The sequence below is a fragment of the Paenarthrobacter sp. PH39-S1 genome, from assembly GCF_030063245.1.
Lineage (GTDB): Bacteria > Actinomycetota > Actinomycetes > Actinomycetales > Micrococcaceae > Arthrobacter_M.
The window spans coordinates 112305-135975 of the sequence record NZ_JASISR010000009.1 but is presented as its reverse complement, the minus strand read 5'-3'; the positions used below and the strand labels follow the sequence as shown (position 1 = coordinate 135975).

The 23671-nt window shown below is 60.2% G+C and carries 18 protein-coding genes and 2 pseudogenes; 11 read left to right on the top strand and 9 right to left on the bottom strand.

The genetic code is table 11. From position 1 onward, the window contains the following. Window positions 1-853: 853 nt before the first annotated feature. The gene (locus QMG52_RS08140) at window positions 854-2353 is read right to left on the bottom strand and encodes a hypothetical protein (RefSeq protein WP_283559916.1); all 1500 of its coding nucleotides are present in this window, start codon (window positions 2351-2353) and stop codon (window positions 854-856) included. Between the two features lie 574 nt (window positions 2354-2927). On the opposite strand from QMG52_RS08140, the gene QMG52_RS08135 reads away from it, so the two are divergent. Both QMG52_RS08135 and QMG52_RS08130 read left to right on the top strand, forming a co-directional pair. Beyond that, the gene (locus QMG52_RS08135; RefSeq protein WP_283559915.1) at window positions 2928-3530 is read left to right on the top strand and encodes a GNAT family N-acetyltransferase; all 603 of its coding nucleotides are present in this window, start codon (window positions 2928-2930) and stop codon (window positions 3528-3530) included. 64 nt (window positions 3531-3594) lie between these two features. Beyond that, window positions 3595-3844: pseudogene (locus QMG52_RS08130) on the top strand (IS110 family transposase); the annotation flags it as partial. A gap of 638 nt (window positions 3845-4482) precedes the next feature. On the opposite strand, the gene QMG52_RS08125 reads toward QMG52_RS08130, so the two are convergent. The 5 genes from QMG52_RS08125 to QMG52_RS08105 form a co-directional block, all read right to left on the bottom strand. Then, window positions 4483-4809 carry a hypothetical protein gene (locus QMG52_RS08125; RefSeq protein ID WP_283559914.1) on the bottom strand — a complete coding sequence of 109 codons (327 nt, stop codon included), beginning with the start codon at window positions 4807-4809 and terminating at the stop codon, window positions 4483-4485. 546 nt (window positions 4810-5355) lie between these two features. Beyond that, window positions 5356-8193 carry a hypothetical protein gene (locus tag QMG52_RS08120; protein ID WP_283559913.1) on the bottom strand — a complete coding sequence of 946 codons (2838 nt, stop codon included), beginning with the start codon at window positions 8191-8193 and terminating at the stop codon, window positions 5356-5358. Then, entirely contained in the window at window positions 8190-8963 is a 774-nt protein-coding gene (locus QMG52_RS08115) for a hypothetical protein (protein ID WP_283559912.1), read from the bottom strand. Before QMG52_RS08115 ends, QMG52_RS08120 begins: the two co-directional genes overlap by 4 nt. A 311-nt stretch (window positions 8964-9274) precedes the next feature. After that, window positions 9275-9496 carry a hypothetical protein gene (locus QMG52_RS08110; protein WP_283559911.1) on the bottom strand — a complete coding sequence of 74 codons (222 nt, stop codon included), beginning with the start codon at window positions 9494-9496 and terminating at the stop codon, window positions 9275-9277. A gap of 47 nt (window positions 9497-9543) precedes the next feature. Further along, a complete protein-coding gene (locus QMG52_RS08105; RefSeq protein WP_283559910.1) occupies window positions 9544-10881 on the bottom strand; it encodes a hypothetical protein in 1338 nt (445 codons plus the stop codon). A gap of 355 nt (window positions 10882-11236) precedes the next feature. Here QMG52_RS08105 and QMG52_RS08100 point away from each other — a divergent pair, with 355 nt between their 5' ends. The 3 genes from QMG52_RS08100 to QMG52_RS08090 all read left to right on the top strand — a co-directional run bounded on the left by QMG52_RS08100 (window position 11237) and on the right by QMG52_RS08090 (window position 14945). Then, window positions 11237-13480, top strand: coding sequence for an AAA family ATPase (locus QMG52_RS08100; RefSeq protein ID WP_283559909.1), 2244 nt, complete (start codon window positions 11237-11239; stop codon window positions 13478-13480). Next, entirely contained in the window at window positions 13477-14526 is a 1050-nt protein-coding gene (mcrC, locus tag QMG52_RS08095; protein ID WP_283559908.1) for a 5-methylcytosine-specific restriction endonuclease system specificity protein McrC, read from the top strand. The genes QMG52_RS08100 and mcrC overlap by 4 nt, the downstream gene beginning before the upstream one ends. Window positions 14527-14705: 179 nt before the next feature. Then, window positions 14706-14945 (top strand): type II toxin-antitoxin system Phd/YefM family antitoxin, encoded by a 240-nt coding sequence (locus tag QMG52_RS08090; RefSeq protein WP_283559907.1) that lies wholly within the window; start codon window positions 14706-14708, stop codon window positions 14943-14945. 120 nt (window positions 14946-15065) lie between these two features. Here QMG52_RS08090 and QMG52_RS08085 read toward each other — a convergent pair whose 3' ends face one another. Then, window positions 15066-15305 carry a hypothetical protein gene (locus QMG52_RS08085; RefSeq protein ID WP_283559906.1) on the bottom strand — a complete coding sequence of 80 codons (240 nt, stop codon included), beginning with the start codon at window positions 15303-15305 and terminating at the stop codon, window positions 15066-15068. A gap of 1559 nt (window positions 15306-16864) precedes the next feature. On the opposite strand from QMG52_RS08085, the gene QMG52_RS08080 reads away from it, so the two are divergent. After that, window positions 16865-17086: an antitoxin VbhA family protein gene (locus QMG52_RS08080; protein ID WP_283559905.1), complete on the top strand. Its 222-nt coding sequence runs from the start codon at window positions 16865-16867 to the stop codon at window positions 17084-17086. Window positions 17087-17533: 447 nt separating this feature from the next. Next, window positions 17534-17782 (top strand): type II toxin-antitoxin system Phd/YefM family antitoxin, encoded by a 249-nt coding sequence (locus QMG52_RS08075; protein WP_283559904.1) that lies wholly within the window; start codon window positions 17534-17536, stop codon window positions 17780-17782. 174 nt (window positions 17783-17956) lie between these two features. On the opposite strand, the gene QMG52_RS08070 is transcribed toward QMG52_RS08075, so the two are convergent. Both QMG52_RS08070 and QMG52_RS08065 read right to left on the bottom strand, forming a co-directional pair. Next, window positions 17957-18712: a hypothetical protein gene (locus QMG52_RS08070; protein ID WP_283559903.1), complete on the bottom strand. Its 756-nt coding sequence runs from the start codon at window positions 18710-18712 to the stop codon at window positions 17957-17959. Continuing rightward, complete coding sequence (locus tag QMG52_RS08065; RefSeq protein ID WP_283559902.1) at window positions 18705-19181, bottom strand: hypothetical protein; 477 nt, start codon at window positions 19179-19181, stop codon at window positions 18705-18707. The genes QMG52_RS08070 and QMG52_RS08065 overlap by 8 nt, the downstream gene beginning before the upstream one ends. A gap of 797 nt (window positions 19182-19978) precedes the next feature. Between QMG52_RS08065 and QMG52_RS22180 the strand changes: the two genes are divergently transcribed. From QMG52_RS22180 to QMG52_RS08055, 4 genes and pseudogenes are all read left to right on the top strand, one after another. Then, a complete protein-coding gene (locus tag QMG52_RS22180; RefSeq protein ID WP_502920465.1) occupies window positions 19979-20776 on the top strand; it encodes an AAA family ATPase in 798 nt (265 codons plus the stop codon). Window positions 20777-21385: 609 nt separating this feature from the next. Beyond that, window positions 21386-21490 (top strand): annotated as a pseudogene (locus QMG52_RS22175) (zinc ribbon domain-containing protein); the annotation flags it as partial. A gap of 263 nt (window positions 21491-21753) precedes the next feature. After that, the gene (locus QMG52_RS08060; protein ID WP_283559901.1) at window positions 21754-23283 is read left to right on the top strand and encodes a recombinase family protein; all 1530 of its coding nucleotides are present in this window, start codon (window positions 21754-21756) and stop codon (window positions 23281-23283) included. Window positions 23284-23436: 153 nt separating this feature from the next. Next, window positions 23437-23634 carry a hypothetical protein gene (locus QMG52_RS08055; RefSeq protein WP_283559900.1) on the top strand — a complete coding sequence of 66 codons (198 nt, stop codon included), beginning with the start codon at window positions 23437-23439 and terminating at the stop codon, window positions 23632-23634. The last annotated feature ends 37 nt before the right edge of the window (window positions 23635-23671 follow it).

Sequence of the window (23671 nt, the reverse complement as noted above, 5' to 3'; positions counted from 1 at the left end):
ATCAGAGAACTCTGCCAGCACCTCACCACCACCCAAATCCGCTACCCAGGCACCGGGCTCATCCTGCGCTACGAAATCAAAAACCCCTGAACCCACACTGAATACCTCACCATGTCAGGAGCCCTGGGGCCTATCAGCACTAGATACAAGTACGCACCGTGAGCGTGTGCCCACTGAACGAAGTCCTGTTTATACACTTCGGAGGGAAGGAGCGCGCGCGACTGCAGATTGGTCACGGCGAGCAAAGACTGCGGGGCGGGCGGTGCATTGGTCATGGGTCCTCAATCAAGTCACGGGCTAGCCTTTACGACATGGTAGAACACCAAAAATTAAAGGCAGGTTGTGACGCGCACAAACGTGCGCCGGCTTGGCAGGATCACCGCGAGGTTCAAGACGCCGGTTATACCCATCACTTACCGGATACAGCCTATTGTCCCGTGACAACTATCGCTTATAGCCCTTGATTCGGCGTCCGCCCACCGTGCCCCAATACGTCCAGCCGTTGCTATTGTGTTCGAGGATTACCCTTGCCGCACCCGATGGCGAGTCCAGGAAAGTTTGAAACCTGTTGGGAAAGAGCCCAAGTTTCTCCAGCTTGGAGCCCAACCGCCTTCGTTGCACCTTAACCTTGGGAGTTCAAGAACGACATTTCCCCTTCTTTTTCCGATAGAACGATGCCGCCCTATTGCATCTTTACAAAGGGCGGCATTTCTATTCATTCAGGAGAAGAATCTATACATTAAATCTAAATTCCACCACGTTACGTTGCTGAATAACCTCTCACAGCGGAGCCTTTCTGTCGCCCAGCGCCTGACTTGACGCTAGCGTCGAGGTCGTCATGACTCCATATAAACTAGCGACGCTGGCGCAATTCGGCCAATGCACTCTCGCATGAAGCAACCACTTCTCGTTGGTCCGCTTCGCGTCCAAAGTCGCGAAGGTTGCGAACATCTTTTACCCAGGCGCGAAGGTCGGCTCCCTCGTCTCGGCGAATAACTGCCTGCACTACCCGATTCCAGTCCTCATCCGGCCAGGGAGAAGCGCCGCCTAGCCGGCTTGCCGCCACGATGGCACTCAGGTGGAGTGCTGCGTGCTCCGCAGACAACTCTCCTAACCCATCCGTGTACTCCCGGACTCGCTTGAAGGAAGTGGTGAATGTGCGCTTTCCGAGATCTGTGAAGAGGCGGATCTCTGCATGTTCTACCGAAACTGGGAACATCGCGCTTAGTGCGGCAGACAGCGTCATCCAGTCCGGCTCCGGCCCGCTAACTTGCATCTTCAGCGTGTCACCGTCTACTTGAACCGAGTCGCAAGTCAGATTAAAGGCTCCAAGGAAAAGCGCCACCGCAGCGTCGCGGTCTCGGGGAGCCAAGTAAGCGTCACAAGATAGATCTGCCCCAAGGCGGGTCATGGCAAGAGTCATCCCGACGAACGTCGCCATCGTCGTTTCGAGGTATGCGAGGACCTTGTCGATAAACTCATCGAAGGAAAACTCTTCGTCTCCGATTCGGATACCACCCTCCGCCAGGTCCAACCCAGCGTGACCGCCCGCGTTCCTCAGGGCGGGGGTGAGATTCTCGTCAAGCAACAAACCGGGGTAGACCGACGCCGCCTTTTTCGTGGCGTGGCCACCGCTTTTGCCAACCAGACGTTCGTACTCATCCATGGAACTTGCCAGCATGGTCGCCAAGGCGTGCCGGAGGACTCCGTCTCGCCAGGTCGCCACGGCAACTACCGCGCTCTGTGCCGCCTCGAGGTCGCTGCTGCCGTGCGATGAAATCGCAAGGTGCATCGACATGGCTCCGCTCGCGAGGTAGGCCGCTGCGCGCGCATGAGCGCGCCGCCAATCGCCCGACTCAACAAGGGTCTGACCACGCATGGTTGTCGCATCGTCAGCGACGCCAACGACCTCGGTGAATGCCTCTAGGTCGAACAAGTTCTGCGCCAAGAGCAGGATGGTTTGCGATTGGAGACCCATGCCCGGTATGGCGGCATCCCAGCCGACCCCTGCTGAAAGCGCGGCGTCGAGCTCGGTTATGGAGGATTCCCAACCGACGCTTATGCGAGCCTCGCGGCCGATGCGGTTCATACCCTCCAGTGGAGATCCGCTTGCAAACGCCTCTTCCGCCGTATCCAGCTCAGTAATTTCGGCGAGGACTACTGTGGCCTCGCCGATGAGATCATTGCCCCGCCGTTGAAGTCTTTGAGCCACATGCATGTCCGGGGCACAGAGCGCGTCCAGAAAGATTTCCATTCCTTCTGCGAACGTGCGCAGCGCCCGACCGATCACTTTGCCACGGTTCCGTTGGGGTCGCGGCAGCAGGTTGCTCCAACTTGCCAACAGCTGGTCCATATCTCCAAAGGCGACCACCAACGCGTCGGCCGTCCGCCCAGACCTCGATGTTTCAGAAAGCACTCGGAGCACCCGATTCAGTGACTCGTTGAAGTCCGCGGCCAGAGAGTGCGCATCGGGGTTGACAGTATGGTCGGGCGCTCTACGTCCAGCCCTGAATTCTGCAACGAGGCGTTCGCGACGCTGGAGGTCGTATTGGATCTCATGTGCCTTCGGACGCTCCCCGCAATCAGGACAGGTCCGCGCGAGAAGCCGCTCACCACCGCATCCCCCGCACGTGATCGTGCCGAATTTTAAGCGCATTTCCTTGTCCCGCCGCCGCTGACCCAAGCTCCACCCTCCCGATACCTACCGCCCGTCTGTGCCTTCAAGTACACCACCCGGCAGGGACCAGCGCTCTGACAGGTCTATCCGTCATGCTCACTGGCATTAGGACAGACCCGTCAGACGTCGGACGGCAAACGGCAAAACGAATGAAAGGGTTGATCCAACGCGAGAGAAATCGAACAAACGCGGGTTGATGCCGGGCGTCCGTTCGTCAATGCGCTGAGCGCAGTACTGTTTGTATGTGTCCATGAACGTGAACGACCGCGAATACCAAGTGTTTGAACCGAGCTTTCCTCCTGGTCGCGACCCAAAGTTCATCGGGTGGAAAGGCCGGCTGGAGACTCTTTCGTCGTCCGAGGTTTCAATTCGCCAAGCGACCCCGGTTGGGCAAGACGGCCGCCGAATCAAAGATTTACAAGCCCTCTGTGCGCCGATATCCGTCCAAACTGTGGGGGCAAATGTCACGACAATTGCCGAGCGGGTCGTACTCCTAGCCGAAATTGACGACGTCCACCTCGGTTTTTGCGTTACATTCGCGGGACGCCAGAACGCTGATCCCCACTTCATCCAAATACTGGCGGTTGCTCCGAAAGCTCAACGTCGAGGAGTGGGCTTGGCGCTGCTCACCGCGGCAGCGAATCGAGAACCCCTGCGCGACATGGCGCTTGCTACCCAGGATAATAACGTCGCGGCACTGTCGCTGAGCGACAAGTTCACTAGCTCAATTGGCGCGAGCATCCGAAGGGTCAACCTCGGGACCTATCCGGACAGTGACCTCGGCATCTCCCGAGGAATGGGATATCGCGTTTGGGCGATCCAACGCCCATGTAGTCATCCACAGAATGAGTAAATCCGGGGCAGGTGAAGTTGTTGGCAATGACGCCCGCGCACGCTTTGGTTGATTTCCGGCCGCCTCGCGTACCTCCATGCGAGGAGACCACCCCCATGCTAGGGAACCAAGGTCCTCAAACGCGCGCTCTTCCTCTAGGCTTTCGCTTGCCTGCACGATCCGCTACCGAGGACCTACTATGACCGGGAACGCGCCTAGCGCAAAAAAACACAACCAGGCCGGACGTCGCCCTGGCAAGACGACGCTGCAACGTGCTGTTCGCGATACTCCGCTACGGGACCATCTACCAGGACCCCGCCGCGCTGGCGGCCTAAGCCAGAACACCGCCCGATACGCCCGGCCACGCACCGCACCGAGCCGGGCACCGGGTCCCGCCCAAAAGCAGACTCACCAGTAATTCCGCAAATTCCCGTGCGAAAAACCCATGACAAAGTAAATAGGCCCCAGGCGAGGTAGCCAATGACGGTCGGCAGACTGATCACAAGTGTGAGTACGACTCCGCGCCGAGGAATCATCCGTACAAGCGGAAACGACGCATCACCTCCCGAAAATGGAAGAGCTGGCGGTCAGCGGATACGTCCGTGCCCCCGATAGGATCAATGTGATCCGGCCGGCACGAGAGCCCCGGTTGATCCCGAGGGCAAGCACAAATGGTGAATTACTGGTGGGCTAGCCAGAACGCGAACTACCAAACCGTCATCAGGCTGGGCACCCTCTGGACCTGCCCCCGAGAAGACGGAAGTGTCGATATCAGCAGGGGCATGATCAGGTACTTGAATCCTGGGGACATCGTCTTCCACCACTTCAAAAGCTATCTCCGTGCTGCCAGCCGAGTGACGGAATCATGGACACCCTGGGTGCGCCCTGAGGGATATCCGAAGGTTTATATGCAGGAAGGGGACGATGGGTGGCTTGTCACCGTTGAGCCGATCCGGACCGACTTCAAGCTGCACTACAAGCGCGTTGCCGAGCTGATCCGGTAGGACCCGAAGCCCCGCTGAACATCCGGGGCCTGCCGCAGCAGACGTACCTGTCTGCGCTGTCGGAAGACGACGGGCTGGCGCTGCTGGAAGAGCTCGGCCTGCCGGTCGCCGCCACGGACGGTCTCTTCGGCCGTCCGGACGAATTCTGGGGCGGCGGGGAAACCGATGAGGTAGCACTGGACGAAGTACGGCGCGAGCAGTCGGACCTGCGCCGGCACCTGTTGCAAGGCCGGGCTGCGGCGCCCTGCTCGATCTGCGGCGAAGAGCGACCCTCCCGACTGCTGATTGCCGGCCACATCAAGCCGCGCAGTGAATGCACTGAGCAGGAACGCAAGAACTTCCGATCAGTTGCCATACTCGTCTGTAGCCTGGGCTGCGACGCGCTGTTCGGCTGGGGCTACATCGTCGTGGATCCGATTGGCCGCGTGCGCCGGGGCATCCGCGCCGAAACGAAGGACGTCGAAGCCGCAGTTGACCTCCTAATTGGCAAGTCCTGCACTGTCCACAATGAGCAGACGGCACCGAACTTTGCCGCTCATGCGGAACTGACTGCAGTAACTTCGTAGAGCCGACAGCGGGTCATTTTCGCTATTGATCTGCTTCGTTGTCCGAGGAACCGGCTCGCGATGACCGCTTCTTCCTTTGCCGGCAGTTCGAAGCGTTCCGCCAGCGGTGACTCGAGGCCGCTAAGATTGCGGCAGCGCACCCCCAGACGTTAGAGCGCGAACCTAAACTCCACCACCTTCCGTAGCCGAATAACCCCTCAATCGAGTTCACTTGACGAGACAAACCGGCGAAAAACTCGCGTACCATTTCGACCTACCCACTGCCGCTCCGATCACTTAGCTGTCGGAACTCTTCCTAAGCTCAGCAACACGGCGATCGAGGTCCGTTTCGCCGCGGGCGCCCATGGTATTCATAAGATCCGTGGCATCCCGCCCCAGCTGTTGGTCGCCGGACTCCATCGCTGCCGCGATCACCAGGGCTAACGCTTCACGCCGAAGATCCCAGTTGTCGCGGTTTGCGGTATCTTCAGGCTTCAGGAGCGCAGTCAGCGCAGCGAGCGCGTCAGCAGGCATAATCGATGCGGCTTCCGCGAGCTGTCCACCGATCATTCCGTGCGTATTAAGCTCAGGATGGAGCTGGACGGCCTGTCTCAAGCGCGGTAGCCACCAATCAGCGCTGAACTTGCCACACCGAACAAACCAGTAGAAGTCCTTGAGCTCTGCCTTGTGAGCTGGGTGCAACTCCACGTGACGCACGCGCTCGTCCCACAGGTCGCCGAGCCTGTCTCGGATCGCGTCATCAACGACCTCGGCGTGCATGAAGTTCCAGGCGATGTGCCCGATCACGTCACCTCGGACCTCGGGCGCTGCGATCTTATAGAACGCCTTGCGCAGCTCGTCGTCATCGGAAACATGCCCACAGATGATCGCCTGCACCACCCACTGTCCAATACGTTCCTTTGGGGTTGCGCGGTCGCCCCACCCAACGGTGACCTCGTGCTCCGCACGCATCGTCCAGATCATCGATCCGCTGAGAAGTCGGTACAAGTCTGGGTGATAGTAGTGCATGGCGATCGCAGTCGTCAGTGCGATCTGCTGGTCGCGCGTCAGTGAGTCCGCCGATCCGAAGTAGATAGCGAGATTCTCGCTAAGCCATCCGGGTGCGCCGTCGTGGAGTCGCCCTAGACCTTCCCCCAGTACGGCGCGGGAGGCACCTCGTGGATCGTCGCGGGCGAGTTCACTGCGAAGAGTTGCCGCAGACGCGTCGTACCACTGGGCCTCGTGGCCGTGTGCGATCAAATTGACGAGTGCACGGATCAGGATTGGCCACTGCCAGTTGAGTGAAGCAGTCAAGGGGTCCATTCCTGAGGACGACGCGTCGGATCGCGCGTAGTCATCCCAGGCTGCTTCGTCTCCGGACGCTTCACGGATCAGGCCCGCGACGAGCACTAAACTTTCCGGGGTGATCCTTTCGGCGTTCTTCGGCTTCGAGAGTTCTTCGAGGAGCCCCATGGCGGCCTGCTTCGCCGAGGTGAAGTCGGTATCGTCGTCGTATTCACCGCCTTCAGTCGGAAAGCGCGACTCCCTCCCGTGCCTGACTACGTCGGTTAAGGTCTCGGTAACCACGGACCAGTCCAGATCTGAGTCGGCCTTGTACGCCGCTTCCCACCCCGAAATCGCAGCCCGGATGTATTCGGGCCTTAGCCGCTTAACAAGACGGGTCGCTTCCCCCAAGGCATGCGGGTTGGCGGTCAGGACGGCCGTGAGCGCACGCGCTTGACCCTCGTGAGACGGACCCGGGCCAAGCCGATCGCCGGTTACATGCCAGCTCTCAAGCTGAGTCAGCAGTTCGGCGGAGCTCATCGCGGCCATCTCGTCTTGCTCAACCGGGCTGTTGGGTCCAACCCAGGAGGTGATTTGGAACGAGGGGCGAAGGGGATTTTCCAGAACTCCATGCGTTGTGTCCAACTGGTCCAGTTCGGAAACTAGGGCTGGTTGCAACAGTTCGCGTCCGATGCCGCTCAGCACTTGGTGGCGCCAATGCTCGTCCCATCGTGCTATCGAAGATTCGATCTCCTTTGTGCTTTCTCCCCTCGCTGCCATGTTCGTGCGCATGCGATCGCGGTCTTCGTCCGTGAAGTGCCCTTCCTCGATAACGCGCTCGAGCACCTCCCGTTCGGATCGCTCTGCGAGGGCGCGCGCAAGCGCCACGAACTCTAATCGTGCACCTTCGTTTCGGCACTTTGACCGGGCGAGTAGCTCCGTACCGATCTCCACCAGAGCGACCACATCTGGATCGCTCGCCGAACCGAGAACTTCGGCGAGCGAGTACATCGCGATGCGTTCAGCAATCAGAATCGGGTTACGCTTAAACACTGCCCAAGCCGAGGCCGCGGCGGTCGCGAAACCGGTGATCGCGCATTCCCGCACCGCGTCAATGAGCGTATCCTCAATGTCGTGTCGGTCGTTGTGCTGTTGACCAACCGAAGAACGCGTGAAACCACTGTGGTCGAAGTCATCTGTGAACGCATTCTTGATCCGCTCGTGTTCGACAAGCCACGGGAGAACAGTCTTTAGTGCGGCATCTCCAAGGGCCTCCACGAGTCGGGGCATCTCCTCGGCGTACCAGTAAGTCTCTAGTTCGACTACCGGATGACGGCCGTCGCCAGTTGCTTCTCGCGGCCTGAAGAGGAGATTTGCGAACGAGACTCCGTACTTGGTCTGGCCACCCTCTAGCAGGTTGACCGCGAACGAGACAAGATCTTGCGGATCTGTTCGCCAACCGAAACCACCCGACTCCGCCCACGCGTTCAGCAGAGGTTTCAGGCGCACCGCCTCTGCGGCTGGCACTTGCGACCCAACTATGAACAAAGCTCGACGGACCCAGGAGTTTGATGTCGCCTCTAGGCCGAGCAGTACGTCAATGACCTCGCTCGGGGCTTCCGTGCACACGTTCATCAGGTAGCTCACCTCGGGCCAGAAAACGTCGCGGATGTAGCCATCCCCGGTCGGTTCGGGCTCCGGGGGGTCGACGAAGGCGCCCAACTTGGCGAGGGGCTTCACCCAGTGCGGATTCTTCAAACCTTCATAAAAGACGCGGCGGAGCTGATAGCTGGTCAGCCTGCGAACAGCAGCCTCGACTTGATCGGTGGTTGGAACGCTGTACGGATTCATGGCTGCACCTCCTCTTCGAGTCGGTTTGCTGCTGCAAGTAGGTCCTCAATGACGTCCTTGCTCGCAAAGAAGGCAAGGCGGATCGCGTCGACGTAGTCCTCGAAGACCCGGATCTTCTCCGTCAACTTCTGATCTGTGGGAATTAATTCATCCGGCTTGTCACTGAGGTGCGCCCATCTGGTAAAGAACTCGCTCAAGCTACGCCACTCACGTACCGCGGGATGCCTGGGATTGGCATCGTCGGTCAGAAACGCCGCAAGATCGCCCAAACGCCGCTGATCCTCATACATCGCCGCATCAATGAGGCGGTTGAAAACACGCGCAACGTCTCGCGGGACTGGAACGTTCTCAGCCTCCACTGTCAAGTCCATTTCCGGGAACTCAATGCGAAGCTTAGAAAGTTGACGTACCTGTTTCGACGACCCTTTGTGGTTCGCTACAACACCTCGATCGAGACTTCCGCGACCGAGTATCACTGCCGTAGGCAGGCGATTGATCACTTCCCTCATGGCGTGGCATATCAGGAGAACTCGGGTTCTTTCGTAGCCCGGAGCTGGCGTCTCGACTAACAGTTCCCTCGCTACTCGGTAGGTGAGACCGAGCTCGGGCTTCTGCTCCTCGAGCCATTCGACGGTACGCTGCTGAAAAAGGAATTCGTCGGTCTTGCTCAACTCGACCTTCCCCTCAGACCGCCGCTTGATCTTCGCGGCCGCGTGCTGCTCGGGTTGCGGATTGGACTTTCCATGGACAGAAGCCATTTCCTCTCGCATCGCCTACACCTGCTCGAACGAGCCAGTCTGAATGCTACACCGCGGTACGCACTCTGGCATGGGACTATCCTCCCTGGGCTTTTGCCGGGAGGGTCACTTGGCGACACAACAAGAACTCAGATCGTAGAGGTTAGCGCGGAACTCCATCACCACGTTTTGTAGCTGCGCAAACTCAGGCTACGACCTCCCCGTGCTGAGCCCCCGTGGACCTGCGGATCTGTCTCTCGCGATGCCGAAGGCCTCGAGACTAGCTCGGAGGCAAAGTACCGCCAGCAAAGCTGGTACTCACCGCATCGACACACGTAGAAACGTCATGAGACCAAGTCCTCATCGTCAGGTTCCTCTGACGGGCCGTCGGCGTCGTCCATCCAGGCGAAGGCTGCAGATACTGCAGCCTCGTCAGTCTTGAGGATACGCAGTCCCGTGCGTGCGAGCGAGTAGAACTGGTCGACCCAGGCCGTAGCCAATTCGACGTTGCCTCCCGGGTTCAGCGACAGGCTGGGAATGAGGTGCATTCCGTGAAGAGCATTCAAGCAGGGCTCCATCGCGTGCGTTTCCACTGACCACCACTCCGAGTGCGCTACCCCACTAGAGAGCGAGTACGTCTGCGATAGAAGTCCAGCAGACCAGTTTCTTTAGCCATGTCGCGGATAGACTTGCCGTCAGCGAAGGTGTCTCGAGTATCGACTGTTCGGTGATCGATCGCGTCGTTGTTGTGGCTTAGACGCTGGAGCTCGTCGATGCTTTCGCGAAAGCCCGCGGTTCGCGCTTCGTCAGGCAACTCGTCTGAGATGCGTGCGTAGAGCTTCGCCTTGCCGGCCCCATATTCCTGGAACTGCCTATAGATGGTTGGGGCCTGCTGCGCCATCCAGTGCAGGTAGATTCTTAGTCTCCACCAACATGCGACCAATGCGTGCGCCGTGTTCCAGGCGCCACAGATCGGGAGCACCCAGCGCCGCCACGAGATCACGACCGGCACGGGCCACAAGCCCGGAAACAACTTCCTGTCGTTCGTTCGCGTAGAGGTCGGCCGGGGCAGTCTCAGCGCCTCGACGAAGCTGCTCAGCACGTCCAAAGTGAATCGGCGCAGGTTCTCACCGCCATCGGGCATGGAAGTCGGCTCGGCTTCATCGGAGTGGACGGACGATGCAACCAGCCCATTCTGTCCGCTGTCAGCTGGTTCCGCGGGGCCGCCGTCGGGGCTTTCGGCGTCCCGCTTCCGAATGCATCTGGATGTCATCGAGTTCGCTCCCCAGAACACGCGTGCCCACTTGATCGCTTCATCGAAGTGGTTTGGATCATCGGCCTGCACCATCCCTTTGTGCGCGCCCCACATCGCTCGCACGGTCGTGTCAGCCGACGCACGCGTGGCTAGGTCACCCGGGTAGTTCTTCAGCAGATCGATCGTGGGGCCGCTTGACCTGAACGTTCCGGCCTGGACGGTGCTCCAGGTGCGGAAGCATTTCATCAGTGCCTCACGATGGCCGTCCCGAAGGACAGAGAGCAGCGCATCCCGAATCAGTTCCAAGTCCGGTTGTTTCGGTGGTGCGACCTCGATGTCGCCGACAAGCCAGGAGGCTGGCAGATACGGATACGACGCCAGCGCGCTACGGACGCCTTCAGAAAGCAGGCCATGTCGGCCGGCCTCGTCGACGACGATCACGGATGCGTCAGGGAACTTCGCGGCCAGAGCAGCCAAGTGCGAGAGTCGTCCGTCCAACGCCTCTGCAACCCACGCGACCTCTCCATGATGCGCGAGCCCTTCCTGCACAGCTTTCTGCCATTTCACGAACTGCCGAAAGCTGTGATCGCCCTGCTCAGCCAGTACGAGTGCGGGCCAGAGGAGATCCGGGAAGTCGTCCTTGATCCAGTTCTCCATCACCAACATGCCGGTCGCTGCGAGCGGGGACTTGAACACGCGGCCCTTTCTCACGTGGTCAGCCATAGGTCCCGACTGTTGGTTTGGCTTCCGGAGGCTCATGTCAGAAATCTACCTCGTTGATCCGACACAGCCGGCTGGCTTCGCAACCGCGTCGATGTGGCGATAGACTCCCGCGGCCCGCCCCGAACTCAACGAGCCTCCCGGGCCGGTGGGTGCAGATTGACCCGAGCGCCCGAGCAGTCAATTACATCGCTGCGACAGCCCGAGAGGCTAAGGCGCAAATCTAAACTCCACCAAGTTCCGAAGCTGGCGCAGGCCGTTGCGAGGGCGTTTACGCTCTGCCCGAGAGAGATCACCCGCCGAGGACGCGGCGATCAAGGATAATGCAGACATGGCTAACGAACAGCTCGACAACGATCATGACTCGGCTGCCGCCTCCTCGCGGCCGGCCCCTGACTTGACGATAGCGCGTGAGGCCGTTGGGGTGATCGCTCACATGCTAGGAGACGGTCGGTCCGTGATCGACCCAACTACGACGATCTGGACGGCCGAGGCCGCTGAGGAGCTTCGGTCCAGGATCGGGGACAACCTGATCGTCGGGTCGGGCCAGGGACAGTGGGACAAGCTCGACCAGCAGCTCCAGGGCGCGCCACGTGATGTTGTACTTCTTGCGGCCGAGATCGTCTTCCTGCGCGAGCATCCTCTGCGCTCCGCCCTACCAGAGACTCGCCGAGCTCATGTCGATCGGGTTCTATCCCATCTCGACTCCCCCGTGACGGTTCCGGCGCAGATGTCGACGTGGCTGGCTCGCCCAACCGGGATCGCTGGTTTCGAACCGGGCAACTGGTATAACGGCGCGATGTGGCGGCACGTCACTTGGACAGCTTCCTTCGTCCGCTACTGGCGAGGTCTACCTGAGGACCAGCGTGAGGCTGCTCGGACCGATCCGTGGAAGCTACAGCAAGCCATGCTCTCTTCTGGTAACGACCGTTCCGACATCCGTAACGCGCTGCAGTTCCTTGCCCGTCCCGACATCTTCGAACCGATCGCTTCCGCGGGAATGAAGCAGAAGATCCGGGACGGGCTTACCGATCGAATCGGCGGAGCGACGGGCAGCGACCCGGCGTCCATCGACCGTGACCTGCTGGCTATCCGCACCGCTCTGGCCGGCGCGGTCGAGGGACCATTCCACTTCTGGACCCCGGGCGTGGAAGAGCTTTGGGACTCCTCCGCCGGCGAACCCGACCCTGCCGCCACCGATGTCGCCACGTTGGCCGAACCTCGTTCCCGCCATTTCTGGCTCTATTCTCCCGGAGCACAAGCCTCGGAGTGGGAGGAGTTCTCTACCGCCGACATCATGGCGATCGGCTGGGATGAGCTAGACAACCTCGCTTCGTACCCTAGCCGGGAGGCGATCCGTCAGGCCCTCGACGTCGAGGGAAGCGGCGGTTCAATGAGGAACGCCGTCCTGGCGGCGTGGCAGTTCCAGAACGAGATCGCCGTGGGCGACATCGTCTACGCCAAGCGCGGCCGCCGTGAGATCGTCGGTCGCGGCGAGGTCACCTCCGGCGCCCGGTTCGAACCGGACCGTGCCTCGTTCCGCCACGTCCGCGCGATGAAGTGGACCCACACTGGGTCCTGGGAGCACCCCGGGGACGCGGCAACCAAAACGCTCACCGACATTACGCCATACCGCGACTACGTCGAGAAACTTGAGGCTCTCGTCACCGGCGATGTCGAGCCAGGGCCGCCCGTCCCGGCGACGCCGCTCCCGTCCTACGACAAGGCCGCGTTTCTCAGCGAAGTCTATCTTTCCGAAACCGGCTACGACCGGCTGCGCTCCTTGCTGCTGCGAAAGAAGAACGTCATCCTCGCTGGTCCGCCCGGCGTCGGAAAGACCTTCGCGGCCAAACGCCTCGCGTATTCGATCTTGGGTGTGAAGGACCCGAGCCGGATCCAGACAGTTCAGTTTCATCAGAGCTATTCCTACGAGGATTTCATGATGGGCTACCGACCCACCGAGACAGGCGGGTTCACGCGCGCCGAGGGAGCGTTCTACCGGTTCTGCGAGGAAGCTCGTGCCGACGACGATGACCGGCCCTACTTCTTCATCATCGACGAGATCAACCGAGGCAACATTTCCAAGATCTTTGGAGAGCTGCTCATGCTCATCGAGGCCGATAAGCGCGGACAAGAGCTACGCCTGGTCTACAAGAACGAGACCTTCTCTGTACCGGTGAACGTCCACATCATCGGCATGATGAATACCGCAGATCGCAGCCTCGCCGTACTCGACTACGCGCTGCGCCGTCGCTTCGGGTTTTTCGAGATGCCCCCCGGATTCGACTCGGTCGGATTCACCCGGTGGCAGCAGGAGGCAGGCAGTCCCACCCTCGACTGCCTCATCACGGCCGTCGTGGACCTCAACAGGACCATCACTGAAGACCCAGCGCTGGGCCAGGGATTTGCGATCGGGCACAGCTACCTCACACGTCCTGCGGGCAGCGACGCCGACGACGCCTGGCTGTACTCCGTCGTCGAGGATGAACTCATTCCACTGCTCGACGAGTACTGGTTCGACGAGCCGTTCAAAGCCGAGGAGTGGGCCCGTAGGCTCCGGAGTGCCGTCGAATGACCGACCGCTCGATAATCATTCGAAACGTGTACGTGATGATGGCGTACGCGTTCCGGGCGATCCGCAGCGATAGCAACGACATGGTTGCTGCCGAGCGCTTCGACCACCTTCACGACTTGCTAGCGGAGATCCTTGTGCGTAGCGTCGGGGCGCAGGTCAAGCGCGGCATTCACCGAGACTACCTTTACCGCAGCGACGAGATCGCCACCGTCCGCGGCCGGATCGACGTCACTCGCACTATTGCCACCCGCTCAAGCACCCGAGGGCGGCTGGTGTGTGACTTCGACGAGTACGAACCAGACACGCCCCATAACCGGGCACTGAAGTCGGTCATTGTGCTCCTCATCCGCCATAGCGACGTCGCCGCGGCGCGCAAAGATGCGCTGCGGCGGCTCCTACCCTACTTGGATGCGGTGACGCTGGTGGCACCGACGTCGATCCGCTGGGACCGGCTCACCTACCAACGTGCCAACGCCTCATACCGGCTGCTGCTGGGCGTCTGCGAGCTGATCGTCCGCGGACTTCTCCCTACTCCGGACTCCGGAAAATCCAAGCTCACGTCGTGGGTTTCGGATGATGCGATGAGCGCCTTGTACGAGCGGTTCCTTCGCGAATACTACAAAGTCCACCATCCTGAGCTCTCTCCCGGCGCGCCCACCGTTGATTGGGATCTCGATGAGCCGGGCGGCCGGAGCTTGCAACTGCCCTTGATGCGTACCGACGTCACTCTCCGCAACCACGGGCGGACTCTCATCATCGATGCGAAATACTACAGCCATTCGATGCAGACCGGAGCCTGGGGCAAGGCGACCGTCCATTCGACGAATCTGTACCAAATGTTTTCATATGTGAAGAACGAGGACACCCGGCGCAGCGGCCTTGTTAGTGGACTACTCCTCTACGCGCAAACCGATGCCGTGGAGCAACCTGACTTGGACGTCGTAATCCAAGGCAATCGGATAGGTGCGCGAACCATTGACCTCAACCGACCCTGGGAGTATGTCAGCTCACAGCTCGAAGACATAGTCGGATGGCTTGAAGACTGAGGCACTCTTGTAACTCGCTGACACTGCGGTAATGGCGGAGGCCGCAACCGCTCGGCGTCCATTGACACTGATGAGGATTACATTTTCGGCTACGGCGATGAGGAGTTTAGAGGCGCCGCCGCCGACATGTACTAAATTGGTGTCTATGCTGGCCACACGATCCCTATCAGGAGGCAGTGATGGCCATAACAATAAGCGAGGCTCGCCGCAACCTTGTCCGTCTCATCGAGCGGGTAAACTTCGACCACACCGAGGTGGAGATCACGTCGAAACGTGGGTCCGCGGTTCTCTTTTCGAAAGACGAGTTCGACGCGTTGGTGGAAACAAGCTACCTCCTGAGATTCCCCAGGAACGCGCACCGCCTCATTTCCGCTCGGGAATCCGTCCGGGAAGTCGAACCAGCCCAGCACAAGTGTTGAAACCGTGACCGGAGACAGCTCAGCTTGGTCTGTCTGGTGTGAAGACTGCCTGCTCGGGCAGAGCAGGCCTTGAACACCGGCGGAACCCCGCTCTGATCCTCATGGCATCACCACAGTCGCCTACTTTCTACTCCGGGCAGTGGCAGGCCCGCCAGCATCAGTCTGGGAATCGGCGGCCTGCCAGTACGGCCGGCCGATCGGCGGCAGCTTCATCCCCGCCAAACGCTTCACTGTCGGCGAGGTCTGGCGGCCCAGCTGCTCATCGAGAGTGACTTTCAGCCGAGCTGCAAGAATTTCTCGGCGCAGCGTGGCGAAGACCTGATCCCTGTTAGCCGGGTCGTACGTCCTGCGATAGGTCATGATCTTCCTCTTCGCTGCTCGCTGCTTCCATCATGGCCGGTTACCGCCCGATCGCCGACGCTGCCGCCGTAACTTGTGACCTCGACGGCGTTTCCGTGATCAGGTCTTCGGTCGGCGTCATATTCAAGGCATGCGGCTTCACACTTGTAAGAGCCTGAGGGGTTCATGTGCTGGCGACCTGCTCTTTTCATCAGCAGTCGCAATTGCTCGACGACGAGCAAAACGTGGGGTGAGGTTGTCCCGGCAACGACCGGCGGACGACGTTTCTAGCGGGCCTCCGAGGCTCTCGCCACGATGGGCTTCTTGCCATACGTTCTTAAACATGTCCAGCAGCCAGAGAGCGTCCGCGACCACGGTTATTCGTCGCGCCTACCGCGTAGACCAGCAGCGGCAGAAGCCGGCGGCGCCCGGGATTGAGAGATCCTCCGTGACCAAGGATGGGCTCTTCTTAAACGCCCTTTAGCCAATTCTGGGCCGACTCTCCAGAGACCGCATGTCACTTGCCATTTTTGGGCTCGAAACGGCCCAGGATCGGGCGCCTCTCTGGCCCCGTTACCCCCGGAGTCGCCCGTCGAGAATATAACGCGAATCTGGCCCGCAGACGGGCCGGAAACTGGGCAGCCCCTCTCCCTGGTTGATCGACGGCGAGGACGCCCCGGCCTCCGGCATGGCTGTCAGTAACTCCGACACTCTTGCCATGCCTCGCGCGGCTCAAGCCCTCAGTCGGGAAACTATTCCAGTGTCGGAAGCTTTCTTTGGGCCAGTCTTTTCACCGCTTCGGGCGTCGGCCGGCCGCGGCCCCCCGTCCAAGGCAACCCTCAACCGCGCGGCCCGAATCGTGCGCTGCAAATAGAGCGCCATCTCCCTCCGTGACGCCGGATCGGTACGAAGCGTCCCATCCGCCGATCTCAAAGTATCGAAGGGTGACGGCAGCGGCGGCATCGTCAGCTGTGCCAGCCGTACCACCGCTTCCGGCGTCTGCCGCCCCGGGCCTCGTCCAGCAACCCGGAGTTGGGCCGCCCGGATATTGCTTCGTATCCGTTGATTGGTTTCTTCCCTGGTCGCCCGGGCATCCTCATCAGCAGCAGACATTGGCTCGACCCTCTCAGCACGTTGCGGTTCATCATTCCAGAGAGGGCAATCAACCGCCATGGCTTCGCGTCAACGGGGCGGGTGCCGCGCCAGCTCTCTGAAGCGCGTCTGGAACGAAGTCCGCGATCCTCGAGAGAGCATGGCGTACGGCTACAAACCGGTTCCTCGGCACAGGCTCTCCCAGGGTCCAGACCTCGGTTATACCGATAGATGTCACGTCCGTACGGTGGCGTGAGGAGCAGACTATGGTGTACACAACGACCACTGATGAAGCCCCCTCGCAATCGCACGGCGAGGCATTCGACCAAACATTCCAATTGTAGCCCGGTGAGAACCCAGGACCCACGGAGCAATTCCGCTCCTGAGTAGACGGCTACCGCTGTCTTCATCTGCCATCGAGACAACCCTTAGTCCCATGCTGAGTGGATAAACTTGAAGGACCAGCAGAACCAGAAGAGGAGGCCGCCATGGCTATCGCCAACAGACGCAGACTGCCGATACCGACGGCCGCCGAACAAGCTGACCGTGTCTTGAGCCCGGAAAGAAAACGCGAACTCACCATCGACACGATGGCCAGCTGGGCCCTGGAGGGTATGCAGCCCACCCGTCAGACCGTCGAGAACATCAATGCGTACTTGCGCGGCGAAGTCACGATGGACGAATACCTGCGGAAGTTGAAGGGGGCTTGACCCCGGCGGAGGCTGGCGGGTCGTTCGTCGATCCCCATGTCTGCCCCGGGACGGCAGTCCTCCGAGTAGCAGGCACGAGTGCACCTGCCTGATCGGAAGGCACTGCCATGAACAAGGACGCTGCTCCCCCAGTAATTTCCAGAAGGAACCCTGCGCCTCCTACGAGACGAACGTAGCCTTAGGGATCTCGGACAAAACGGAGCATCGGAACCTCCGGCCAACGACGGCGAGAGCCACGAGATGCCTCGGATGGGAACGAGTTATCGATGGCGTTCGCCGGCGAACGCGGAACACTTTTTCACTTAGCGCGACCCGGCCCACTGCGGCGAAGGCAGTCCTGGTCACCCTAATACGCGACTCAAGACTAGGGCGTGACGGCTGCTGAGGATTAGTACTTGGGCGCGAGGTCCACGTACTAGCGTGTCCAGTGATAACAAGGACGCAGCGATGGCGGTAACTATTACCGAGGCTCGCCGCGAGCTTGCCCGCCTCATTGAGCGGGTAAACCTCGACCGCACCGAGATCGAGATCGTGTCGAAGCGTAAATCCGCGGTCTTGATGTCGAAAGCGGAGTACGACGCACTGGTGGAAACCAGCTACCTTCTAAGCGCGCCCGCGAACGCTCACCGCCTCAGGTCCGCTCTGCAATCCGTCCGCGAGGTCGAACCAGCCCAGCACATGCGTCTAAAACCATGACCGGACACACCTCAGCTTGACTGTCTGGTGTGAAGACTGCCGCACGGGGAGAGCCGGCTTTGAACACCGGCGGAACCCCGCGCTGACCGTCATGGCATCCACCACAATCGCCAACTTCTACTCCGAGGAAGTGGCCGACCCACCGGCATCAGTTTGGAAATCACCGCCTCGATTTTACGGCCTGACGATCGGCTGCAGCTTCATCTGGGCCAGAGCCTTCACCGTCGGGGACGTCTCACGGTCCAACTGCTCATCGAGGGTAACCTTCAATCGGGCAGCGAGGATTTCCCGGCGCAGCATTGCGAACACCTGTTCCTTGCGCGTCGGATTGTCAGCTCGGGGGTACCCATGTAATCCGTACTCGCTGCTTCCATTCTCTCCGGATACCGGCGGATCGTTGACTGTGCCTGGGCGGCTTAGTTCTCGGTTGGAAGAGTGCCCAATCAGCGGTCCGCCCTTCTCCTGTTGGCTGGCGTCCCGGTGTTGATCCAGAAGATACCGGATCTCCTGGTCCCGCATTTTCGTGCAGGACTGTTCCCAGACAGTGTCGAACAGCGACTTTTCCTCGGAGCCGGGCAGATCACTCTTGGCCAGAACCGCAAGGATTCCGATGCCATAGGAGTACATCGTGTCGTTGGTCGAGGCAGTGGCACTCAGGGCCCACTGGGCACGTCTCCACCATTCGGTCATGGCGTCACTGTCCCGCATCCGCCGCAGATTTCTCGCGTCACTTGACACGGTGGGCTGGGAAGCACTCTCCTGATGTCGCAGGTTCCGCAGTCCGACCACAGTGACCACGATAGCCGTGGTCAGGACAGCGACGGACGCCAATGCCGTGACGTATGTCCACAACCATGGATCGTGGGGCGATAGCCCCTCCAGGGCAGCATAGACCCTGTCGGAGATCTCCTGCATCTGCTGATTATTCATCGCGCCACTCCCCATGTTCACGCCGGCCGGTTAGGTCTCGGGCGTCCTCATCTAGGATCTTGGCTACCGCCCGGAACGCTTCAGGGTCCACTGGCCTCAGGGCTTGGGCGGCGAAGTCTCGTACCTCGGCACGCCTCCTTATGCGGATGTGTTCAAGATTGGCTTTCACAAGAGAGGGCAGTTCCCCGTCTTCTTGGAGCAGGTATTGCGGAGGTACATTAAAGGCAGCGGCAAGGGCGCGGAGTACCTCGTCCGGAATCATCTGTTCTTTGCCTGATTTGAGCAGGGACCATCTCGTCCGCGAGATGTAGTAGCCGGCTTCCTGCGCAGCGTCTCTGATCGCCGAATAGTCGAAGGGGGTTCCCGCTTCGGTCATGATGGTGTCCAGCAGAAGATTGACCTTCCTGGCAAGCGTTTCCGCTCGTCGCAGCCCGGCTATACGCTGAGGGGAGAGATCTAAGTTGCTCATTTTTCACTCCAGGTGTTGGCTGCGGGAGTTTCTTGCATAGCCAAAACCATAGCCACCTCGGAGGGCTTGCTTCGGTACCCAAAACAAGTGCCTGTTCGTATGAAGAATAGGCCGGACGTGCGGTTTATATTCGTTTACCAGTGGAAAAACCGCTTCAAGCCATGAACCTACGGCACTGCTACATCACGCCTTATTCCGCTGGTAAACCAAAAGAATCGCGCGTCCGGCTATTTCGAATTTTTGATCGATCCCGTGGGTGTGTCGCACGCGCGTGAAGTCAAATGCGCACGTGGTTGACGCCAACGGCCACGAGTTCGGTACCCCTTCGGACGGCGTCCGGGCCCTGACCGGGTTCAGGTAAACATAGACGCAGCGTGCCCGCGGATGTTGACCCCAAGAAGCGCCAACGCTTCTGTTTCGGAACTGCTTGGCGTACTCCTCGGCTATGCCGAATTCGGCTTGAGGTGGTGTCCGTCGTCGGACTCCTACGTCACGAGCACATCCGTCGCTTCGTCCACAAATAAGGTCACGCGCACCGGGTGCTTAATATTTCCGAAGGGCCACATAGCGGCCCAATAACAGGCCAGAACTGCTCATGAACCAGCTAGTGGAGGCCGGTACGCACAGCTTCTGCCCGTCTGAACGTCTCGGTTCTACGCCACCACAACGGCTGGTCTACGGCCATAATTCGCTTTACTTACGCCGGTGAATTCGTCGGCGTCACGAAGCGCGCCGTTGCCATCCCCCAAGGTTATCTTCATGTCATTGGCATCGAGCAGAAAAACAGGAGACCCAAGATGAAGTCCGCCGCCAGAATTCCCTATCCCCGTAACGGGGCGGACATCGTCGCCTCCAGGGACATCCGACTTCAGTTGGGTACGGGGACAGCCGGAACACCGATCAGCTGGAAGTGCCAACCGGAACCAGGAAAGTTGTCGGTCCAAGGCCCTCCCGGCTCAGGGAAGACGACATTGCTCACCAAGTTGGTTTCGCAGGCCTCCGGGCATCTCGATGTCTACGCCTATCTCAGTGGTCCGGCCAACCCACCCCGCGGGCTCAAAGCCTCCGCGTCGGACCCGAGCAGCGCGTGCGAACTCCTATTAGATCTGCGGGAGTCCATGAGGTCAGCGCTGAAACAGATCCAAGACTACGAAGATTCATTTCTCACTGAGGAACAGCGCCGCAGCCCTCTCAGACTCAACCTCTCCCCCCTGCTGGGAATCGCACCGCCCGTGTGGCGGCCCATGTCCGCCGTCGTGCTTATAGACGAAATCGACGCACTTTACAGAGACCGGACCAGGGGCGGCTCATACTTCGACCACCCAGATTGTCCCTACGCCGTTGTCGACGAATTAGCTAGGGACGGAGCCCGAGCCGGAATCAGTATCGTGGTCGCTGGCCGTTCTCTGGCCCGGAGTCCTCTAGCCAGATCCCGTGAGGTTGGAAGCCGGCTGCTACTTGGGCCCGCCACACTGGCTGAGCGGGAGTCCTTCTTGAACACTCACGTTGCCTCTCTTGGATTCGGGGAAGGACTTGGACTTTTCGAGGAGGCCTACATGGAATCGGCCGAAGTCGTGCGCCTTATTGGCGGATAGTGGGCATTGTAAAGTCGTCAACAGCGAGGGCCTACATCAATGTCGGGAACTGACTCTAAGCCAGTCGTTTCGCGGCAGCGGGAGTCGTCCGACCCCGCTGCTGGCCCAGGGCAACCCTCAATTGCGCGGCCCGGATGCCATCGCGCAGAATGCGAGCCACCTCTCGCCGGGACGCCGGATCGAGCTGATACTTGCCCCTTGACGACCTGAGAGCCTGCATGGGTGACGGCAGCGGCGGCGGCGTTCTCTGGGCCAGTCGAACCACCGCGTCTGGCGTCTGACGTCCCCGTGGCATGTCCAAGGCGACCCGCAACTGGACCGCCCCGATTCCCCTCCGTATCCGTCGAATGGTTCGTTCCCTGGAGGCCCGGGTTCCCTCACCACCAGCGGACATTGGCTCGCCCCTCTCTGCCCGTTGCGTCCATCGTTCCAGAGAGGGCGACAACCGCCGAGGACCTCGACGATGGTCGACATCACTGCATCAGGGATGTTTTACCTGGGTGAATTTAGTTTCGTCATTACGTCAGTGACGTAATGACGTTAGCGTTAGTGACGTTGGCGGCATGATTTCGCTGACAACGTGTCGACGAAGCCGACACTCGACATCGAACATTCGATTGTGAAGGCTGCGGCCTGGTACTCGACGCGGATGTCAACGCAGCCCGCAACATCGCCGTTCTGGCGGACGTCGCCGGCAGCACGGAGGATACGTAAACGCCCGCAGAGCCGCCCCACGCGACCCGTACGCAGTACGGTCAAGCAACTGGTGGCAACGAAACGGGAAGGCCCCCGGGGTCATCTCTACCCAGCAATGAGCTGACGGTCCCCGCCATGTCCGGAGGGCCAAGTCAGGGCCCGTCCGGACACGGCGGAGAACGGCTATTCAACGACTCGGAAAACTTCCACGAGGTAAACCGTCAACCGGAGCCCGAAATGCCGTTAAGTTCAGTAGCCAAGTAAGGGGTACCTTTTTCTGTATGAGCTCCGAACAGCGCCGTGCGGCCACCTACCTGCGCATCTCCCAGGACCGCGAGAACACACGCCTCGGCGTCGACCGGCACCGTGAGGACGCCGAAGCACTCATCGCAGCCCGACAGTGGGCCCCCGTCGGTGTTTACGAGGACAACGATATCTCCGGAAAGGGGCACAAGAAGCGACCGGCGTTTGAAAGGCTCCTCAAAGACATCGGTTCGGGTCTCATCGACGTCGTTGTCGCCCAGGAGTGGCCCCGTCTGGAACGCAACCGCGCAGACGGTGTGCGGATCATCGAGGCAGCCCAGCGCGACCATGTCCTGCTGACATTTGCCAAGGGATCCGACATTGACTGCACGACGGCGGCCGGCCGTCTATCTGCCGACATGTTTTCGGCGATCGCCCGTAACGAGATTGAGGTCAAGGCGGAACGACAGTCACGAGCGCAACGCCAACGCGCCGAGCAAGGGAGACCTCCGAAGGGAGTACGTCCGCTCGGCTACGCCAGTAACGGCGACGTAATCGAGCACGAGGCGGAAGCCGTCAGGAAGATCTACGCCGCGTTCTCCTCGGGGGCATCGTTGCGGGCGATCGCGGCAGCTTTGTCCGGCGGCGAGAGTGAAAACCTTCCTTCCATACCGCCCCTCCCCCGTCACAACAGGTCCTTGATGATCGAGCGCAATGTACGTCGCGCCGGAGACGGTCTTGAGCCACGTCCTGTTCCAGACGACAGCCCTTGGGTGTCGTCAACCATCATGGGCATTCTGCGAAACCCGCGCTACGCCGGATACAGCACGTACACCCCGAAGGAAGTCCTCGCCAATGGTGATAGGCGGCGATCCTGGCGGGCGCAGATCCTCCGTGACGATCACGGCGAGCCGATCCTCGGCACCTGGAACCGCATCGTAGATCTCGACGCGTGGGAGGCGGTGCAGGACAGGCTCGACGACCCGGCGCGCGTCACGAACCGGGTGGGAACGGACAGGAAACATCTTGGCTCGGGCTTGTATCGATGCGGGGTGTGCGACAAGCCGGTAAAAACACACAGCCAGCGGTATCGGTGCGAGGGGCACGTCATGCGCTCACGGGAGCAGATCGATGATTTCGTTGTGGAGACCGTCCGGCGGCGACTCCAACTGCCGGATCTCCACGACCTGCTGCCATCTGCCGACGAGCCGCGTATGCGAGAGATCAAGCTGGAGATCGCCGAGCACCAAGCCCGGATTCACCGGGCCCAGCGCGATTACGATAACGAACTCATTGAAGGCTTCGATCTCAAGCGCATTAGGGACCGCGAAAACGCCGCTATCGATACCTTGGAAGTGGACCGTTTGCGACTCTCGCTGGGAATATCGCACAACAGTGTGCTGGAGGCCCCGGACCGATTGGCTGCCTTTGACGCTGGAGACCTGGGCTTACGCCGGAGCACAATTGAAGTCCTATGCGAAGTACGCCTATTCCCCCATCCGAGAGGAGTGAAGACATTCAACTCTGATTCCGTCTCAATCATGTGGCGGTCTGCTATTGCCGATTAAGTACTCAATGCCTTAGGGTAAAAGTCGGACAAAGATAGCCCAAACACAAGCTCAAGGGTTAGGGAATGATTCCCGACTGGTGGCTCTCCTCGTTTTGATCGTCTGAGATGACGCACGAGGCCCTCTACCTGCAGAACGTATTGCAGGAGAATTATGTCCACCGCCGTTTTGGACCGCAAAGCAACTGTCCACAAAGAACCCTCCACGGATGCAGCCGCTGGCTTCCGCGCGCCTACCAAGCCCTTCTCGCCCCAAGTCGATGCTGCCATTGACCGCATTGTGGCAGCTGCCCCTCCACTGAGCCAGTCCCAGCGTGACCGGCTGGCCGCCATCCTGAGTGGTGGTGCCTGATGTCTGCCGACGATTTCAAAGCTGCACTGGAGGCCGG

What these genes read in the sequence shown, in the direction of transcription:
- QMG52_RS08135 (WP_283559915.1), top strand. Translation starts at nt 2,928, where the DNA reads ATGAACGTGAACGACCGCGAATACCAAGTGTTTGAACCGAGCTTTCCT.
- mcrC (WP_283559908.1), top strand. Translation starts at nt 13,477, where the DNA reads ATGACCGACCGCTCGATAATCATTCGAAACGTGTACGTGATGATGGCG.
- QMG52_RS08090 (WP_283559907.1), top strand. Translation starts at nt 14,706, where the DNA reads ATGGCCATAACAATAAGCGAGGCTCGCCGCAACCTTGTCCGTCTCATC.
- QMG52_RS08070 (WP_283559903.1), bottom strand. Translation starts at nt 18,712, where the DNA reads ATGAATAATCAGCAGATGCAGGAGATCTCCGACAGGGTCTATGCTGCC.
- QMG52_RS08080 (WP_283559905.1), top strand. Translation starts at nt 16,865, where the DNA reads ATGGCTATCGCCAACAGACGCAGACTGCCGATACCGACGGCCGCCGAA.
- QMG52_RS08100 (WP_283559909.1), top strand. Translation starts at nt 11,237, where the DNA reads ATGGCTAACGAACAGCTCGACAACGATCATGACTCGGCTGCCGCCTCC.
- QMG52_RS08075 (WP_283559904.1), top strand. Translation starts at nt 17,534, where the DNA reads ATGGCGGTAACTATTACCGAGGCTCGCCGCGAGCTTGCCCGCCTCATT.
- QMG52_RS22180 (WP_502920465.1), top strand. Translation starts at nt 19,979, where the DNA reads ATGAAGTCCGCCGCCAGAATTCCCTATCCCCGTAACGGGGCGGACATC.
- QMG52_RS08085 (WP_283559906.1), bottom strand. Translation starts at nt 15,305, where the DNA reads ATGACCTATCGCAGGACGTACGACCCGGCTAACAGGGATCAGGTCTTC.
- QMG52_RS08120 (WP_283559913.1), bottom strand. Translation starts at nt 8,193, where the DNA reads ATGAATCCGTACAGCGTTCCAACCACCGATCAAGTCGAGGCTGCTGTT.
- QMG52_RS08060 (WP_283559901.1), top strand. Translation starts at nt 21,754, where the DNA reads ATGAGCTCCGAACAGCGCCGTGCGGCCACCTACCTGCGCATCTCCCAG.
- QMG52_RS08055 (WP_283559900.1), top strand. Translation starts at nt 23,437, where the DNA reads ATGTCCACCGCCGTTTTGGACCGCAAAGCAACTGTCCACAAAGAACCC.
- QMG52_RS08115 (WP_283559912.1), bottom strand. Translation starts at nt 8,963, where the DNA reads ATGCGAGAGGAAATGGCTTCTGTCCATGGAAAGTCCAATCCGCAACCC.
- QMG52_RS08140 (WP_283559916.1), bottom strand. Translation starts at nt 2,353, where the DNA reads ATGGACCAGCTGTTGGCAAGTTGGAGCAACCTGCTGCCGCGACCCCAA.
- QMG52_RS08065 (WP_283559902.1), bottom strand. Translation starts at nt 19,181, where the DNA reads ATGAGCAACTTAGATCTCTCCCCTCAGCGTATAGCCGGGCTGCGACGA.